Annotated in this window: 16 protein-coding genes and 1 other RNA gene; 3 read left to right on the top strand and 14 right to left on the bottom strand. The window is 25.6% G+C overall.

Features of this window, described 5'->3' with window-relative positions; genetic code table 4:
* Positions 1 to 51: 51 nt before the first annotated feature.
* From SCANT_RS00440 to SCANT_RS00425, 4 genes are read right to left on the bottom strand one after another with little or no spacing between them, the layout of a single operon-like run.
* A complete protein-coding gene (locus tag SCANT_RS00440) occupies positions 52 to 993 on the bottom strand; it encodes an ABC transporter permease (protein WP_053945777.1) in 942 nt (313 codons plus the stop codon).
* Positions 977 to 2,680, bottom strand: a complete 1,704-nt coding sequence (locus SCANT_RS00435) for an ABC transporter permease (protein ID WP_053945776.1) — start codon at positions 2,678 to 2,680, stop codon at positions 977 to 979. Before SCANT_RS00435 ends, SCANT_RS00440 begins: the two co-directional genes overlap by 17 nt.
* The gene (locus tag SCANT_RS00430) at positions 2,673 to 4,220 is read right to left on the bottom strand and encodes an ABC transporter ATP-binding protein (RefSeq protein ID WP_053945775.1); all 1,548 of its coding nucleotides are present in this window, start codon (positions 4,218 to 4,220) and stop codon (positions 2,673 to 2,675) included. The genes SCANT_RS00435 and SCANT_RS00430 overlap by 8 nt, the downstream gene beginning before the upstream one ends.
* Positions 4,221 to 5,603: a type 1 periplasmic-binding domain-containing protein gene (locus SCANT_RS00425; RefSeq protein ID WP_053945774.1), complete on the bottom strand. Its 1,383-nt coding sequence runs from the start codon at positions 5,601 to 5,603 to the stop codon at positions 4,221 to 4,223.
* A gap of 280 nt (positions 5,604 to 5,883) precedes the next feature.
* Between SCANT_RS00425 and SCANT_RS00420 the strand changes: the two genes are divergently transcribed.
* Positions 5,884 to 6,438 (top strand): hypothetical protein, encoded by a 555-nt coding sequence (locus tag SCANT_RS00420; RefSeq protein WP_053945773.1) that lies wholly within the window; start codon positions 5,884 to 5,886, stop codon positions 6,436 to 6,438.
* On the opposite strand, the gene trmB is transcribed toward SCANT_RS00420, so the two are convergent.
* The 4 genes from trmB to ssrA form a co-directional block, all read right to left on the bottom strand.
* Positions 6,435 to 7,085: a tRNA (guanosine(46)-N7)-methyltransferase TrmB gene (trmB, locus tag SCANT_RS00415; RefSeq protein ID WP_053945772.1), complete on the bottom strand. Its 651-nt coding sequence runs from the start codon at positions 7,083 to 7,085 to the stop codon at positions 6,435 to 6,437. The two genes, SCANT_RS00420 and trmB, sit on opposite strands and share 4 nt — an antisense overlap.
* A gap of 21 nt (positions 7,086 to 7,106) precedes the next feature.
* Positions 7,107 to 8,549 (bottom strand): magnesium transporter, encoded by a 1,443-nt coding sequence (gene mgtE, locus SCANT_RS00410; RefSeq protein WP_053945771.1) that lies wholly within the window; start codon positions 8,547 to 8,549, stop codon positions 7,107 to 7,109.
* A 20-nt stretch (positions 8,550 to 8,569) separates the two neighbouring features.
* A complete protein-coding gene (locus tag SCANT_RS00405; RefSeq protein ID WP_053945770.1) occupies positions 8,570 to 10,516 on the bottom strand; it encodes an EAL domain-containing protein in 1,947 nt (648 codons plus the stop codon).
* A gap of 44 nt (positions 10,517 to 10,560) precedes the next feature.
* Positions 10,561 to 10,976: a transfer-messenger RNA gene (gene ssrA / locus SCANT_RS05240) on the bottom strand.
* Between the two features lie 170 nt (positions 10,977 to 11,146).
* Here ssrA and SCANT_RS00400 point away from each other — a divergent pair.
* On the top strand, positions 11,147 to 11,602 hold the full coding sequence (locus tag SCANT_RS00400) for a hypothetical protein (protein WP_053945769.1): 456 nt from the start codon (positions 11,147 to 11,149) through the stop codon (positions 11,600 to 11,602).
* A 53-nt stretch (positions 11,603 to 11,655) separates the two neighbouring features.
* Here the strand turns inward: SCANT_RS00400 and SCANT_RS00395 are convergent, their stop codons facing one another.
* The 4 genes from SCANT_RS00395 to secG are packed head-to-tail and all read right to left on the bottom strand — an operon-like array spanning position 11,656 to position 14,802.
* Complete coding sequence (locus tag SCANT_RS00395) at positions 11,656 to 11,871, bottom strand: hypothetical protein (protein WP_053945768.1); 216 nt, start codon at positions 11,869 to 11,871, stop codon at positions 11,656 to 11,658.
* Between the two features lie 57 nt (positions 11,872 to 11,928).
* On the bottom strand, positions 11,929 to 12,369 hold the full coding sequence (gene smpB, locus SCANT_RS00390) for an SsrA-binding protein SmpB (RefSeq protein WP_053945767.1): 441 nt from the start codon (positions 12,367 to 12,369) through the stop codon (positions 11,929 to 11,931).
* Positions 12,370 to 12,383: 14 nt separating this feature from the next.
* Positions 12,384 to 14,480, bottom strand: a complete 2,097-nt coding sequence (gene rnr, locus SCANT_RS00385) for a ribonuclease R (RefSeq protein WP_053945766.1) — start codon at positions 14,478 to 14,480, stop codon at positions 12,384 to 12,386.
* A 28-nt stretch (positions 14,481 to 14,508) separates the two neighbouring features.
* Positions 14,509 to 14,802: a preprotein translocase subunit SecG gene (secG, locus tag SCANT_RS00380; RefSeq protein WP_053945765.1), complete on the bottom strand. Its 294-nt coding sequence runs from the start codon at positions 14,800 to 14,802 to the stop codon at positions 14,509 to 14,511.
* Positions 14,803 to 14,965: 163 nt separating this feature from the next.
* Between secG and SCANT_RS00375 the strand changes: the two genes are divergently transcribed.
* Entirely contained in the window at positions 14,966 to 15,361 is a 396-nt protein-coding gene (locus SCANT_RS00375; protein WP_053945764.1) for a rhodanese-like domain-containing protein, read from the top strand.
* 34 nt (positions 15,362 to 15,395) lie between these two features.
* On the opposite strand, the gene SCANT_RS00370 is transcribed toward SCANT_RS00375, so the two are convergent.
* Positions 15,396 to 15,578, bottom strand: a complete 183-nt coding sequence (locus SCANT_RS00370; protein ID WP_235443290.1) for a helix-turn-helix domain-containing protein — start codon at positions 15,576 to 15,578, stop codon at positions 15,396 to 15,398.
* Positions 15,579 to 15,616: 38 nt separating this feature from the next.
* Positions 15,617 to 16,564, bottom strand: a complete 948-nt coding sequence (gene whiA, locus SCANT_RS00365) for a DNA-binding protein WhiA (RefSeq protein WP_053945762.1) — start codon at positions 16,562 to 16,564, stop codon at positions 15,617 to 15,619.
* Between the last annotated feature and the right edge of the window lie 3 nt (positions 16,565 to 16,567).

Genomic DNA, 16,567 nt, shown 5'->3' with positions numbered 1-16,567 from the left:
GTAATTTTAACTAAATAAAAAAAAATTTCCATAGAAATTTTTTTTATTATTTTATCTCTGTGTTTTATCAAATGGGATTCCATTGGCTTTTGGTGGTTTTGATTTTCTTGCAAAAATCATCATAATAACCAAAGACATCACAAATGGTAAGATTCTAAACAGTGATCCATTTGTTTTCATTCAATTTCCAGCATTTTCAATTACTGGTAATCTTGTACCAAAGGCAAACATTAATGAAAATACAAATGAGAATAAAGCAATCATACTAATTCTTCATTGTCCTAAAATCATAATCGCAAGAGAAATATAACCATAACCTTGCACTGAACCTGCAAAACTACCTAATAGTCTTGATACAACAAATATTGCTCCTGCTAAACCTGCAAGCATTCCAGAAATCAATATACAAACTACTCTGTATTTTGTAACTGAAATTCCAGCTGAATCTAAAGCATGAGGATTTTCACCAGCTGCTATATGTCTTGTACCTGTTTTTGTAAATGTAAAGTAAAATCCTACTATTAAAGAAATAATTATTGCTATAACTAAGTATAGTGTAATTATTATATTAATTCCTGATCCAATTCCAATTACCATAAATCCAGTTGAAATATAATTTTCTGGACCTGTTAATGTTGAAGTTGCTAGAACTAAAGCAATTCCTTGAGCTAAGATATTTATGGCAGTACCAGAAATAATTTGATCTCCCTTTAATTTTATTGCCGTAAACGCATGCAATAATGATAGTAATCCTCCCATTACAGCTCCAACAAATAATCCAATTAATTGTCATCATTGACTTATTTCAGCACCAGATGAATGCACTGCAAACCCAAATAAACTATAACCTAAAGCTCCCATTGTCATAAACCCTTCAATACCAAGATTTACAACTCCAGACCTTTCTGAAAACATACCAGCAATTGCTGCTAACATAAATATTGCAAAGAAAGTAGATGTATCACTAAACAATGCACTAATGAAGTCTGTCATATTTATCTTTCACCTCCACTAATCTTTCAAAATATTCTTTTTTAATTTTTTCAGTATCCTGATTTTCTTTTAAGTTTTTTTTGTATTCATTTTTTAAATCTTTTAAGAAATTTTTTGCTTCTAATTTTGAAGCAAGATAACTTTCTTTTAAAACACTTATTTCTTTTTTTGTATTTTCAATCAACTCTTTACATTCTTGAGAAATGATTGATTTTTCATTTTTATCATAATCACTTATTTTCTCAATTATTATGTCTAAAGCTACAAATTGTTTTCCAATTTTCTGATTATTGAAGTTAATTCATAATCCATTAATAGAATTTAATCGATAATTTCTATACCCATTTTCAATTGCATCATGAATTAATTGTTTTATTGCTTCAATATTTTTTAAATGTTTTCTATGATGAAAAGTTTTTAATTCATTATATTGATAAGATAAATCTTTTATTTTTTGTTTGTCATTTCTTGAAGTTTTTTTAATTTCTTCTTTAATTGCTACTAAATCCTCTAAATGGGGAATTTCTTTAATTAATTTTTTGATACTTTTAATTTCTAATTTATAAACTCCAATTTGATTTTTTGTAATTATATCTTTTTCAAGATATAATTTTTCTTTTATTTTAGTTCATAAATTTAATTTAATAAATATTACATAAAGTGTTGAACAATAAATTATAATTCCAAAGATTAAGTCAGCAACTTCTGGTTGTAAATTATTAAAGTTAGGTGTTGTAATTGCAACAGCAGCACCCTCTTTAACAATTGCTCAAAAGAACGCAATTGGCACAATACCCAAAATATTATTAAAGGCAACTAGTGCAATAGGAATTCCATCAAAACCAAGTTGAGGAACTAAGTCCTTATTAAAAGTTACACTTCCTTGAATTAAAAAGTAATAAAAGAAACCAGCCATACTAATTAAAGCTCCTTGTATTGCCATAACCATTAGAATGTAATATTGACTCTTAATACCTGCATATTTTGCAGCTGTTGGTGAATTACCAATTACTTTAACTTTATATCCAGTTGTAGTAAATGTAAATATAATATATACTACTACAACAGATATTAATGCTAACATAACGCATAACGCTCAAAGTGAATTACCTAACATAGCCATTGATTCATTTAATGAAGGTGACGCTGCTGGTGTTCCTGATACAGTCATATATCATTTTAATAAATATCAAAATATTCAATTCAGTAATATTGATGAAGCCACTTCATGAACATTTAAATAAACTTTCATTGCTCCACAAAGTACAGATATTAACATTCCTGAAATTATAAACATTATAAAAATCAGAAAAGCGTTTTTTGTATCATTACCTATCGAACTCATTATTAAATAAGACATTAATAAACCTGAAAGAATTTGTCCCGAACCACCCATATTAAATATTTTTAATTTAAATCCGAGAGCTAATCCTAATCCAATTAAAATGTATACTCCAAAATAAACTAATGTTCTATCAACATTTGTTGATAAAGCTCTAACAAATGCAGTTCCTAAGAAAGCAAATCCATTTTCTCCGTTACTGAATATGAATAGAACCCCAACTAAAAGACCAAGTACAATTGATATTACAGAAGATTTTACAAAACCTAATTTTTCTAAAAAACCAGGGGACTTTACAAATGCTTCTGTTTTAACTTTTAGAGTTCATAACTTAACTTTAAACATTTGTACTAACTCCTTCCATATTCGAAGTCATTAATTGACCAATTTTTTCTTTAGTCGCTTCTTTTTTATCTAATTTACCAATAATATTTCCAGAGTTAAGAACAACAATTTGATCTGCTAATTGCATTACTTCTGAAAGTTCATATGAAATTAACAATATTGCTTTTCTTTCTTCTTTTGCTTTTAAAATCTGTTGATGTATAAATTCTATTGAACCAACATCTAACCCTCTTGTAGGTTGAAAAATAATTATAAAATCATTTTCTCTTGAAAGCTCTCGTCCTATAATAACCTTTTGTTGATTACCTCCAGACAAATCTCTTGCAATTCTAAATCCTGAATCGGCATTTCTTACATCATAGTCTTTAATTATTTTTTGAGTATGATTTTGAACTTTTGCAAAATTTACAAATCACCACTTACTATATTTGTTAGTTGAAATATCTTGTAGTGTTGTATTATTTATAATATTTGCATCCAAAACTAATCCATGTTCATGCCTATCTTCTGGAATAAAACTCATTTTATTTTTTAAATATCTTTTTGAAACTGAAGATTTTGTAATATCGTCACCTCTATAAAATATTTTTCCACTTAATGGTTTTGTTAATCCACTAAGAACCGAAGCAATTTCATTTTGGCCATTACCTTCAACACCAGCAATAGCAACTATTTCGCCTTCCTTTAATTCTAAATTAAAATTCTTTAGACCAATGACTTTATTATTACTATGTTTTTTTACATTAATATTTTCAAACTTAATTACAGTTTCGCCCACAGTTGCTGTTGAATTATTTTTAACTTCAACAAGGGATCTTCCAACCATAGCTTTTGAAATATCTTTAATACCTATTTTTTTAACATCATAAGTACCAATATATTTTCCCTTTCGTATTACAGTTGCTTTATCAGCCACTTTTTCTATCTCAGCAAATTTATGAGTAATAAAGATAATTGTCTTACCCATTTTTTTAAATTCCAACATAACATCTAATAATCCATCAATTTCTGCTGGTGTTAATACAGCTGTTGGTTCATCAAAAACAAGAATATCTGCATCTCTGTATAATATTTTTAAAATTTCAACTCTTTGTTTCATACCTACAGATATATTTTGAACTTTTTTATTTAAATCCACTTCTAAATTATATTTGTGCATTAATTCAGTAGTTTTTTCAATAACTGCTTTTTTATTAATAAATTCTCAGCCAATAACATCTTCAACACCTAAAGCAATATTTTTTCAAACAGGAAGAATATCAATCATTTTGAAATGTTGATGTACCATTCCTATTCCTAATTTTGTTGCTTTTATTGGAGAAGTAATTATTTCTTCTTTACCATTTATTTTAATAATACCCTTTGTTGGTTGGTAGATACCAAATAGAATTGACATTAGTGTTGACTTACCAGCACCATTTTCACCAACTAAACAATGTATTTCTCCCTTTTCAACTTTAAAATTAATGTTTTCATTTGCAATAACTTTTTTATTAAAAATCATTGAGATATCTTCCATTTCAATTGCATATTTAGCCATTTAGAAAGCACCTCCTGCAGAACCATTTAAAATTCTATCAGCATAAGCCTTAATTGTTTTTTCATTAATTAACGATTTTTCAAATGCATTGTTATCAATTGTTTCAAACAATTCTATTGAAGCTTGTGTTAATACGTCTGGTTCAAAAATTAAAAGAATTTTTTCTTTTAATTCTGGAGTAGCTAAATTGTTGCCTCCAGCTGACATATTTCCACCAACTCAAAGTGTTCTTCCAACTTTACCTTCTTTTCATTCCAACTCACTTCAAGGGAATTCATCATCAATTTCTACTGATTCAAACTTTCCTGTTTCTTCATTTTTTTCAGTTAAATTTATTTTACCTTTTAAGTAAGTGGCTGTCTTTCCAACAACTTCTATATCTTTTTCAATTCAATATGGTGTATGTGCTAAACCAGCTATTGTAGCATTCTGAAGATCTTTTTCAGCACTTGTTAAAAACATATTTTTATTTTGAGGAAATGCTTCTGCTTGATTAGTATCTACACCAATCACTTTGACAGTATCTCCTCCATCTTTTTGTTTTGAAAGACCAACTACGTCTATAGTTTGTGGTCCTGCAACTGGCATTATAAAGTTAGCACCATTCTGCATCAAAGTACTTGATACAACTAATCCATCTCCTTGTTGGAATGAATTAGAATATCAACTTGCATCTGATGGAGAATTAGGAAATTGACTTTGGGTCATTTTGACTTTTTTGGCATATGCCTCATCATTTAAACCAAAATCTTTAAGCTTTGCTTTTCCTTCATCAGTTTTTTTAAGTTCATTGAAAACTTCAATAGCTGCTAAATATCCAACAATAAATGCATCAACTGCCCTTGGATTTGATATTCCACCAAATGAACCAAGAGAAATTTCCTTATATTTATTTCCTTGTTGGAGACCCCAAATTATCGAACTCATTCCAGCATAAAAGCCAGAAATGTCTCCTCTAAAACTAAATCCAATTTCATTAGTAGCTGAACTTTCTCCATCTAGAAAAATTGTGGAACCTTTTTCACTCATAACTTGTGGAGCATAGTTTTCACCTTCTCCAGGCATTGCATGGTGAAATCCAGGTAACAAAATAATTTTTGCTCCATTATTTCTTGCATTTCTATATTGATTTTTCATTACTTTTGAACTACTATTTTCTGGTTCAATTTTAGATATTTTTCAATCTTTTCTTTGAAGAACTTCTTGAAGGAATTCATTTCCTGCTTTAAAAGTTGATTCATTAAAAGACTTATCAGAGATTTTACCTGCATCTGTTACTAAATATATTTCTGATATTGCAGATAATTTACTACACGAAACTAGACTAGAAGTTGATGAGCAAACAACAACCCCAGCCATTAATCCTGAAAGTAATTTTTTCACTTCGTTTTTTCTCCTATATTTATTTATTTGTGTAAACTAATTATTGCTATTATGTTTGATAAAAAGGACTTTATATATGTAAATTAAAAATTCCTTTAATTTTTGCTTTTAGGTAATGTATTGGTACATTGTAGAAACATCAACCCTTTATGTCGACTTATAAAAGCTTTTATTTAATTTACACCTTTATTATAGAATGAATACTTTGAAAAAAAGAATTATATTTATATTATTTTACAATTTTAACAATAATAAAATATAATATAAAAAGGTGAAAAAAATGGACTTTAAAATAATTAAAAAGGATTTGAGAAAACCAATACTATGATTTGCTTCATTGACATTATCTTTTATGGTTATTTCTTCAATTATAATTCTGAGTATGAGTGGTTTAGAATTAAGAAAAAAAATATCTCTGTTTTGTCAATTCAATTTAAATTTTTTATTAGTCTATATGGTCTGTCTATTAACAAACTTAAGCAAAATATCTATTTCTCTATTTTACAATATAGAAGTTATAACAAATACAGAAACAGATGACAAAGAAATTAGAATTTTGAAAAGTAGGTTTGTATCTATCTTTATAACTATATTTTCAATCGGAGCTTTCTTTATTGAAATGACAAGTGGTTCAGTGATTAATCAAGTATCTTGAGTACAAAATGCTTCTGAAACTTGATGAATCTATTTAATTATTTTTATTATAAATGTTATTTATTTATATTTATTTTTTGAAATTAACAAATACTTAATTTCACAAAATGAGGAATTTAGAAATCAATATTTGGAATTTATTAAAAATCCACCAAAAAAAGAGGTTATAGAAAAAAACTAAACCTCTTTTTTTATTACAATTTTTTTAATTTTTTTCCCAAGTGCATAGAACTTCTGTTCATACTCGGTTTGAATATTATCTTTTAGAAACTCCTTATTAGAATATAAATCATTTGTTTCATAAATAATTTTAAACTTAGAGTCTTTAATTTGTTCCAAACTAAAATCATATAATTGATCATTATCTGTTTTAATTTCAATAATACCATTATCTGCTAATAGGTCTCAATAAATTTCTAAAAACTTTAGATAAGTTAATCTTTTTTTAAAGTGTTTTGCTTTTGGTCATGGGTCTGAAAAATTTAAGAATATTCCTTTTAAAGAATTCCGCTCAAATATATCTAACAAATTTTCAGCAAAGCGATTTAAAAATAATAAATTTTTAAGATCAAAATTTTCCTGATTGATAGCTTTTTTTAAAGCAACTCCCATTACAGTTGTTTCTTTTTCCATAGCAATAAAATTTTTATTAGATTTATTTTTTGCTTGTTCAATTATAAATTGACCTTTACCACAACCAATTTCTAAAAAAGTATCTTGCTTTTTAGAAAATAATTTACTTGCATTAATTTTTTCTTCTGTAGTTATTAAGTATTTTAAATTTTCTTCAATGAAATTTTTTGTTCAATTTTTATTTCTTAATCTCATATTAAATTCCTATATAAAAAATTATATAAAGAAAATTAAACCTACAGAAAAGAATAAAGCTGTTGATAATGCGTCAACAAGAGTTGTTAATAATGGTGATGCCATAATTGCTGGATCTAATTTAAGTTTTTTAGCAATTATTGGAAGAGTTCCCCCAACTAATTTAGCCATTATTAATGATAAATACATTGCAATTGAAATTGTAGCAATTGTATATCATAAGTTAGGATTACTTAAATTCCCTTTAAATTCAATAGAATAAATAATTATCATTCTTACAAAGTTAACTGTCACTAATATTAAACCTGTAATAATAGCTACTCTAAATTCCTTCCACATTACTCTAGCATAATCTTTTGTTTCAACTTCTTTTAAAGATAAAGCTCGAACAATCATTGTAGAAGATTGACTTCCAGCATTCCCTGTTGTTCCAGAAATTACAGTTAACAAGGGAGCTAATAAAATCATAATAATATAACTTATTGAGTTTTGATCTGAGATTCCTTGACTGCCACTTTTTGAATGATAAATTTTTATAAATACTGAAATTATAATTTGTGAAAATGTTGCAGATAACATTAATAGTAATAGTCAAACACTTCTAGACCTAACCATTTTTCAAATACTTGTTTTAAAATATTCATCATCTGTTGGACTTATACCAGCCATTTTATGAATGTCCTCAGTTACTTCTTCTTCAATTACATCTAAGACATCATCAACTGTAACAATACCTACAAGTTTTTGTTGAACATTAATAACTGGAAGAGTTGTAATATCATATTTTTTAAATAACTCTATAACGCTTTCTTGATCATCTTTTGTACGAGCAAAGATAACTCTTTCATCCATTATTTCAGATAAAAGAGTTTCACCTTTTGAAAAGACTAAGTCTTTTAATTCAACAATTCCCTTTAAATTATTTAAATCATCTACAACATAAAACGTATTATGATCTTCCGATTCTTCATCTCTTTCTCTTATTTTTTCAATGGCTTCTGTTACAGTTCAATTTATTTTGAATCTAGTATAATCAACACTCATGATACTTCCAGCAGTATCATCATTATATTTTAAAATACTATTTATTTGAGCTCTAGTTTCTGGAGTTGAAGATCTTAAAATTTTTTTAACTATGTTTGAAGGCATCTCTTCTAATATATCAACAATATCATCTGTATATAATTCAGAAAATAATAGACTTACTTGCTTAGAAGACATTTTATTTATTATTTCCTCTTGTATATCTGCATCAAGGTGAGGAAATATTTCACTACTTGTATCATTTGTAAATAATCTTAATGCCACAATTGTAATTTTATCTTCCAATTTTTCAAGAGCTTCTGCAATATCTTGAGGGTAATGCTCCTCTTCTAACTTTCTTAATTCTTTAATATTATTTGCATTAATTACCTTTTCAATTTCTTCACTTAACGTCTTTAATTTTTCTTCTCTTTCTAACATAATATATCCTCCCTAATTTTCTATTTATTTAATAAATATTTTAACTCATCTGAAATATTTTCTCTAGGTTCTACTGAACTTCCAATTAGTTCACCAGTGAATAATTCTACTCCTAAAAGTTTAAGATGTTTATAAATTAAATAACTATTTACTGAAGAAGCTACTAATTTTGCTTCCAATTTATTTGCTATTTTAAGACTTTCAATTACTATTTTTTCATTTTCCTTAACAAAATTTATTTTTTTTGATATTTCATTTTCTAAAAAAATAAATTCTGGTTTGTAAGAGTTTAATAAAGCAAAATCAGTTTTAAGTGAACCAAAATTACTTATTGATATTTGTATTGAGTGACTTTTCAATTTTTCAATATTTTTTTCTAATTCTTTTTTATCATCTACTTCTTTATTTATATCAAAATTAAGTACTATTTTTGATAAATCTATTTTAAGATTTTTTAATTTTAAAATAAATTCTTCAGCATCAAATTCTTTATCTGATAAATAATTACTGTCATAGCTTATAAAGAATTTTTTATTTTTTATTTTTTCACTTTGCTTAGCCATTTTTTTTAATGAGTGAAATGAAGTATATCTTAAAAATAATGTTGATAATCCCATATCAAATATTAATTTATTTTTTTGAGAAAACTCATCTGCATTTATTTCTAAACCATCTATAAGACCATTTAAAAAATAATATTCAAAATCATTTGTTCTTGTATAGTATATCGGTTCAAACAAAGTTACAAACTGATTTAAATTAGCAATTTCATTTAAAGATAACATTTTCTTATTTTGATTTTTCTCTTTTATTATTTCCATTGGATTAACAACAATATTTTCATCTTGATATTTAAGTAGTAAATCATTTTCAACATGTAAATTATATTCTAATAGAGTATCTAAATTATTTGAATGCAAACCATAAAAAGAGCAAACTGATTTTAACTTTACACTAATTTTATAATTACTAATATTAAATGAAGTATTAACTGTAGAAAAAATACTTTTTATTTTCTCCAGTTTTAAATTATTTTTTTCACTAAAATCTTCTTTTAATTCAAAAGGCACAAACACACCAAAAGTTTTATAATTTGGTTTAAAAAATATTGCTTTAGGAAATTCTTCTTGTAGTAAATTGTAACTTTCTTCTGAAATTGAATTTACAACTTGCTCTCTTATATAACCATTAACCTTTGATTCAAATTTTTCAAAATTTGAAATAAAGTAAGTTATATATAAGCCATATTTATATTTTTCATCTTGAATTTTATTTAAAATTTGATCATGTGCTGAAGTAAAATTCAAATAATAAGTATTATCATAAACTACAATATTTTGAAGTTTTAATGCATGTAAATAAATTTGATTTATAACTGCAATATATGCATAAGCCAAATAACCACTTCCTAATCAAAAAAGTAAGTTGGCTAAATTATCAAGTGATGGTGCAGTTTTGATTGTAGATAATGCTCAAATTAGGCCAACTATAAGTATACTAATTGTAGTTATAGATCAACTTGATCACTTTGAGATTTTAATTCAAAAAGTTGAAATTATATAATTCACAAGAGGAATTATATAAGCTAATGTAAGCATTGTTATATTTCAAATACCAGTTGGCTTACCAAAGTAATCGCTAAAGAGTGAAGAAAAAACAGCTAAATTTAAAATATTACAAACTAGAATTCCAATTCCACTAAATGGAGAAATAAAGACAATTGCAACTCAATATAAGAATGTTGGCAATAAAATTGTTATACCTAAATTTCCAGTATTAATTCCCAATATTGAAATTATAATAAGAGAAAAAGTTGATACAAAACCTAAAATAAAACCTAAAAGAATTTCATAATACACTTCTATTTTTTTAAAAAGATGTCTTGTTAAACCTCAAAGTAATGTATAACAAAAAGCAATAATTGCTGTATAAGAAAGACATGTAATCAAAACATTTATAATATCCATATAAATTACATTCCTTTCTTATAAAGCAATTAAGCATAAAAAAATGGTGGAGATGGCGGGAATCGAACCCGCGTCCAAAATACTCCAACCCATAACGTCTACAGTTTAGTTGTCTCTAACTTACGCTAAAAAACCAACAGAGCCAACAAGATTTAAATTTTTAGCGCTAATAATGATTTTTCAAACAAACTTATTATTAGAGTCATTTGTTCTATTGTGCTAGGTAATACGTTAATCAATGAAGCACAAACACACTTCATAACGTTGAAACACTATAAACTTTAAAAAAGTTTATTAAGCTGCTAAAGCAACTCCAGCTGATGCATTATTGATCATAAATGCTGGCATTTCAAATTCATTTTTTTCTTCGTTTGCATTTTATCAAACCTAGAAGTATTAAGGTCTACCAGACCACTGCAGTTATGAGTCAGCTGTATCCTGTCGAAACCGGGACACCCCCATACATATATTATAAAACATTATTTGTATAAAGTTTAGTGCTATTAAATTTTATCTTGCCTGTAATAATTTCAACATTTCTTAATATTTAGATAAAAATTAATTTTATTAACTAAAATAAATTGCTTTATTTCAAAAAAACATTATTATTAATATGAGGAGAATAAGTAAATGACTAAAACATCAAAAGGTTTAGGACTAGCAGGCGTTATAATTTCCATAGTTTTCAGTTCACTAGTAACAGTGATTGCAATATTGGGAGCAATAGCCTTGCAACAGGAACCAGGTTTAATTGAAAGTGACATCGTTACTACATTTGTAATTGGTTTTCTAATTGTGTCATTAGGTATTTCATTAATATTATATATATTAATATTAGTTTTTTTGAAATCAAAAAATGAGAAGAGAATCTTAGCTGCCGGAATTATTGAAATAGTGGTATCTGGATTATCTTTATTAACAATATTGACAAGTACATATGCATTATTGAGTTTGATTCCTTCGGCTTTAATGTTAGCAAGTGGAATTATGATTTGTGTTGAATATAATAAATTCAAAAAAGAAAATAATACAAATTTAAACCCAACTGTTAATGTAACTGAAAACGATCAAAATAAAGAAGTTTAAAATAAAAAACACCATTTTAAAATGGTGTTTTTTATTTTAAACAATTTCAAAAATTAATTTTCTTCAGGTATTAAAATTAATATTCCACATATGAACCCTAAAATACCCATAAAAAATATACTACAAATCCCTAAAGCAATATGAGGTTTATTATCTCCAATAGATTTTTTTGTGGCTATTGTCATTGGTATCATTCAAGCTAATGGTATTAATAAAAAAGATGACAATACTGTACTAACAATTGAAAATATATATGCTTCTTCTCTCATTTTTTTCTCCTTTGTATAATAGATTTATTATAAAATTTTTAATAAAAAAATAATTTATTACTTAATCTTATTTAATCTTCTTTCAATATCTCTTTTTTTAATTGTTTCTCTTTTGTCAATTTCTCTTTTCCCTTTTGCTAATCCAAGTTCCAACTTAGCCAAATTATCTTTTAAATATAATTTTAAAGGAACTAATGTAAGATTTTCAAGTTGCACTCTTTTTATTATTTTTTTTATTTCACTTTTGTGTAAGAGTAAAATTCTATTTCTAGTTGCATCTAATTTAATGTTATTTGCAAATTCATAATTTTTTATATTCATATTTAAAATTTCCACTTGACCTTTTCTAATAAGAACAAATGATTCCTCAATTGAAACATCTTTATTTCTAATTGATTTTATTTCTGGCCCAGTTAAAACTATTCCAACTTCTCAACTATCAAGTATTTCATAATTAAAATATGCTTTTTTATTTTTTAATAATACATGCTCACCCATTTTAATCACCACCGTTAAACAAGCACAAAGTCTATAATTCTTTTTTTAACATCTGCATTTTTTACTTTAATTTTTATTTTCTGACCTAATCTAAATATTTTATTTTGTTTATTTACCATAATATTTGTCTTTTCTTCAAAAGTAAAATCAGGTAACTCTGAAATATGAATTAAACCTTCAACACAATTTTCTAGTTGTACAAAAATCCCAAACTTTAATACTGCAGCAACAATTCCTTCATACTCTTGACCAATTTTAGATTGCATATACTCAGCCATACAAACTTTATTAACTTCTCTTTCGGCAGAAACAGCTTGTTTTTCTGTATCATTAATAATAGCACAAGCTTTTAGAACAAAATTTTTATTTTGTTCTAATTTCTGTTCTCTTAAATCTTTTGAAATTAAATATTGTTTTAAAAATCTATGAACAATCAAATCACTATATCTTCTAATTGGACTTGTGAAATGTGTATAACAAGCACTTGCTAATCCAAAGTGTCCTATATTTTCCAATTCATAAGCAGCTTTTTCCATAAATTTTAATAGAGTTACATTAATAACATCTCTTTCAGTTGAATCCGTTATCTGACTTTCAATTTGACTTAAAGCTTGCTTAATCATTTTTGGATTAATTTTATCTAAATCAGTTAATTTAACATTTACTCCTAAAGCTCTCAAAATTGAATGTCATTCAATAAGATTTTCTTCTTTTGGAACATCATGATTTCTATAAATAAAAGGTAATTTTTTTTCAAAGATGATACTTGCCACACACTCATTTGCACTTACCATAAAATTTTCAATAAGTTTTTCACTAATACCTCTTCCACGTTTTGCAATTTCAATGACATTTGAATCTTTATCTAATATTATTTTTGGTTCTGCAATATCAAATTCAATTGCTCCTCTATTTGATCTTTCTAAATCAATAATTTCATGAAGCTCTTTTGCAGTCATTAACATATCAATAATTTCTTTTTTAATTTCCACTTTATTATTATTGTATAGCTCATTAACTTCTTTATAAGTTAGACGTGCTTTTGAAATCATAATTGATTCATATACTTTTTTGCTTATTACATTTCCTTTTAAATCAAAATCCATTTCTGCAACCATACATAATTTTTCTTCATTTGGATTTAAACTACAAACTCCATTAGATAATTTTTCAGGTAACATTGGTATTACTTTATTTGCTAAATAAACAGAGTTTCCTCTAAATAAAGCTGTATTATCCAAAGGTGAGAATGGAGTTACATAATAACTTACATCAGCAATTGCAACAATAAGTTTATATCCATTATTTGTTTTTTCAACATAAATTGCATCATCTAGATCTTTTGAATCCGCTCCATCAATTGTCACTAAATTTTTATTTATTAAAGAATTTGAAAGTCTTCTTTTAATTTTTTCATCTTTATAATCAATTGGTTTAGCAACTTCAATTGCATTATCTAATGTCAGCTTATTAAATTCTGGTTTTATTTCAAATTCATAAGCAATTGAAATAATTCTATCTATTGCTTTATTTGCATCACCAATTATTTTTTGAATTCTTGTAAAAAGTTTTCTATCTCTTACATCTAATATTTTGACTTTTATAATTAAATCTTCTTTTAATTTATAATCTTTTGAATTAACCAATACAATTCTATAATTTTTAAATCCTGGTTCATTTGGTATAAAGTCCATAAATCTACCACAATTACTTTTTCTTATTTCACCAATTAAAGATGTTTTTGTTCTTAAAATAACATCTTCAACATTTGCTTTAAATCTATCATCATTTTCCTTTTGAACAGTAAAAATTACCTCATCAGAAGATATAGAACCATTAAGTCCATTTGGAGGAACAAAAAAATCATCATCCTCACTGTTCAGTTCTTTTATAAAACCAAAACCTTTGTCATTTATTTTTATTGACCCAATTTTATATTTTTCACCCACAAAATAAATAACATTTTCTTTACTTCATCCTATTAAATGATCTTCTTGAAGTATTCTTAAAGCATCAGTAACGCTTTCATACTTTTCATTCATATTATTAATTAAATCATTTAAGTGCATTTTTTCTTTTTTCTTTAACCGCTCTAATATTATATTTTTCATAATTTCTCTTTCTATTAAAAAAACACTATTAACTTAGAACAGTGTTTGAAATAATTCCCATTACAATTGTAATTATAAATAGTGTAATTCCTAAGCTGAACATCCATATTGATGTAGTCTTATCCATTCCTCTTTCTTTTGAGTTAGAGAATAATTCATCATTACCACCATTTAAAGCACTCAATCCAGTTTGTGAACTTTTATTCTGTACTAAACCAACAATTATCATTAATATAGATACGATTAATCCAAGAATTTCAAAACCTAAAATTATTTGATTTGCTAGTGTTTGTTGTGACGCTGTTCCGGCAAGTAAATTCATACAAGGCCCTCCATTCATTAAGTATATAATACTACAATTGCTACAAAAAGAAAAACTTTTATGCATCTATATTCACATAAAATGACCTACTTCAAAAAAATATTTCAATAAAGCATTAAAAAAATAGAGTATTTTCAAGTTATAATCATTTAGGTGATAAAAAATGCAATGACTAGAATACGTATTTAAATTTTTTGAAAAGATATTTAAGACAAATGCTTTTAAGGCAAAATATAAAACAAAAAATATTAAAAGTCTTAATAGTATAATAAAAAGCAAAAAGTGACAAATTATTGATATTAGAAATAACGTTTCATTTAATGAAAATCACCTTAAAGGTTCAATTAATATTCCAATACTAATTTTTAATTTAAAATATTTTAAAGTATTGGATAAAAAAAATAAAATTCTTATAATTGATGAGGACTCAAGAAGTCATCTATCTATTTATAAAAGTCTAAGAATTAAGGGTTTTAAATCTTATATTTTTTATGATGGTTATAAAAATATAAAAGATAATCCAAAATTTGATAAATTGACAAAAGTAGTTATTTATTAAAAAAAACAGAACTTAAGTTCTGTTTTTTTTAATACTAATCAATGTCCCTAAAAAATTCAATTGGCTCTACATTTAGTGCTTTAGCTATTTTTTCAACAGACTTTAGCGATATATTTCTTTTACCTCTTTCAGTATCTGAAATATAGTTTCTGTGTAGCTCTGATGAGAAGCTTAATTCTTCTTGTGTTAATTTTGCATCTACCCTTAGTCGTTTCATGTTCTTACTAAATGTTCTTATAATGTTTTTTTCCATATTTATTCTCCAATTGTATTTGCCAATTTACTTATTATTCTAAATAAATTGCTTATTCCAGATTTCGTTATTGATACATTTCTATCGTTCATTAGAATTTCTAATTCTGAAAATGATGCGTCTGGATTCTCTAATCTTATTTGTGAAAGCAACTGGGCTTTAGGCGATAATTCTGAAATAAGATTATTTTTCATAATTTTATTAATTTCTCGTATTTGTTTAAGACCAGTTTCTGACGATTTTTGCTGATTATAGATATCTATATTTATCATTCTATTTATATTATTGCTAACATCTCTATTAATTCTGGTATTTTCAAATTTCATAACAGAAATTGATGCATCCATAAATTTTAGAAAGTCAGAAACAGCAATAGATTTTTTAATATAGCAAACTATTTTATTTCTTTTCATTGTAGTTTTAAAATTAAAGTGATATTTTTTTAAAACTTTTGTGATATATTGAGCTGATTCATTTTCTTTAAATTGTAACTCTAAATGATAATTTGTAGTTTCAGGAGAATTAACACTTCCAATAGCTATGAATATTCCAGAAATATAGGCTCGTGTTAATCCCTCTCAAGTTTTTTTAATATATTTTTCCAAATTAATTTCAATAATTTTATTTGCTAAAGCTGGCTGAAATATATTATTCGTTGTTAAAAAATCAATAACATTTTCAGTTAACATTAGTTGATAAGTCTTATTGTTTCTAAGTTTTTTAATTTGTATAATTGATATTTCAATTTTACCGTTATATACAGTTTTCAAAATTGAAAATATATTTCTAATAACATTGTTACTATTACTTGTAAGTTTTAAAGCAACTCCGCTATTTGTATATATAATCTCACCATTGTATTTTATAAAACCAGAGAGTAGCATAATCTTTTGCTCATTTGTAAAAGTGTGATTCAAAATTTCTTCTTTAACTTCCATTGCAAAAGACATAGT

This window comes from Spiroplasma cantharicola (genome assembly GCF_001281045.1).
In the GTDB taxonomy this organism is placed as follows: Bacteria; Bacillota_I; Bacilli_A; order Mycoplasmatales; family Mycoplasmataceae; genus Spiroplasma_A; species Spiroplasma_A cantharicola.
The sequence above is the reverse complement of the archived record's forward strand: the minus strand, read 5'-3'. Positions and strand labels throughout refer to the sequence as shown.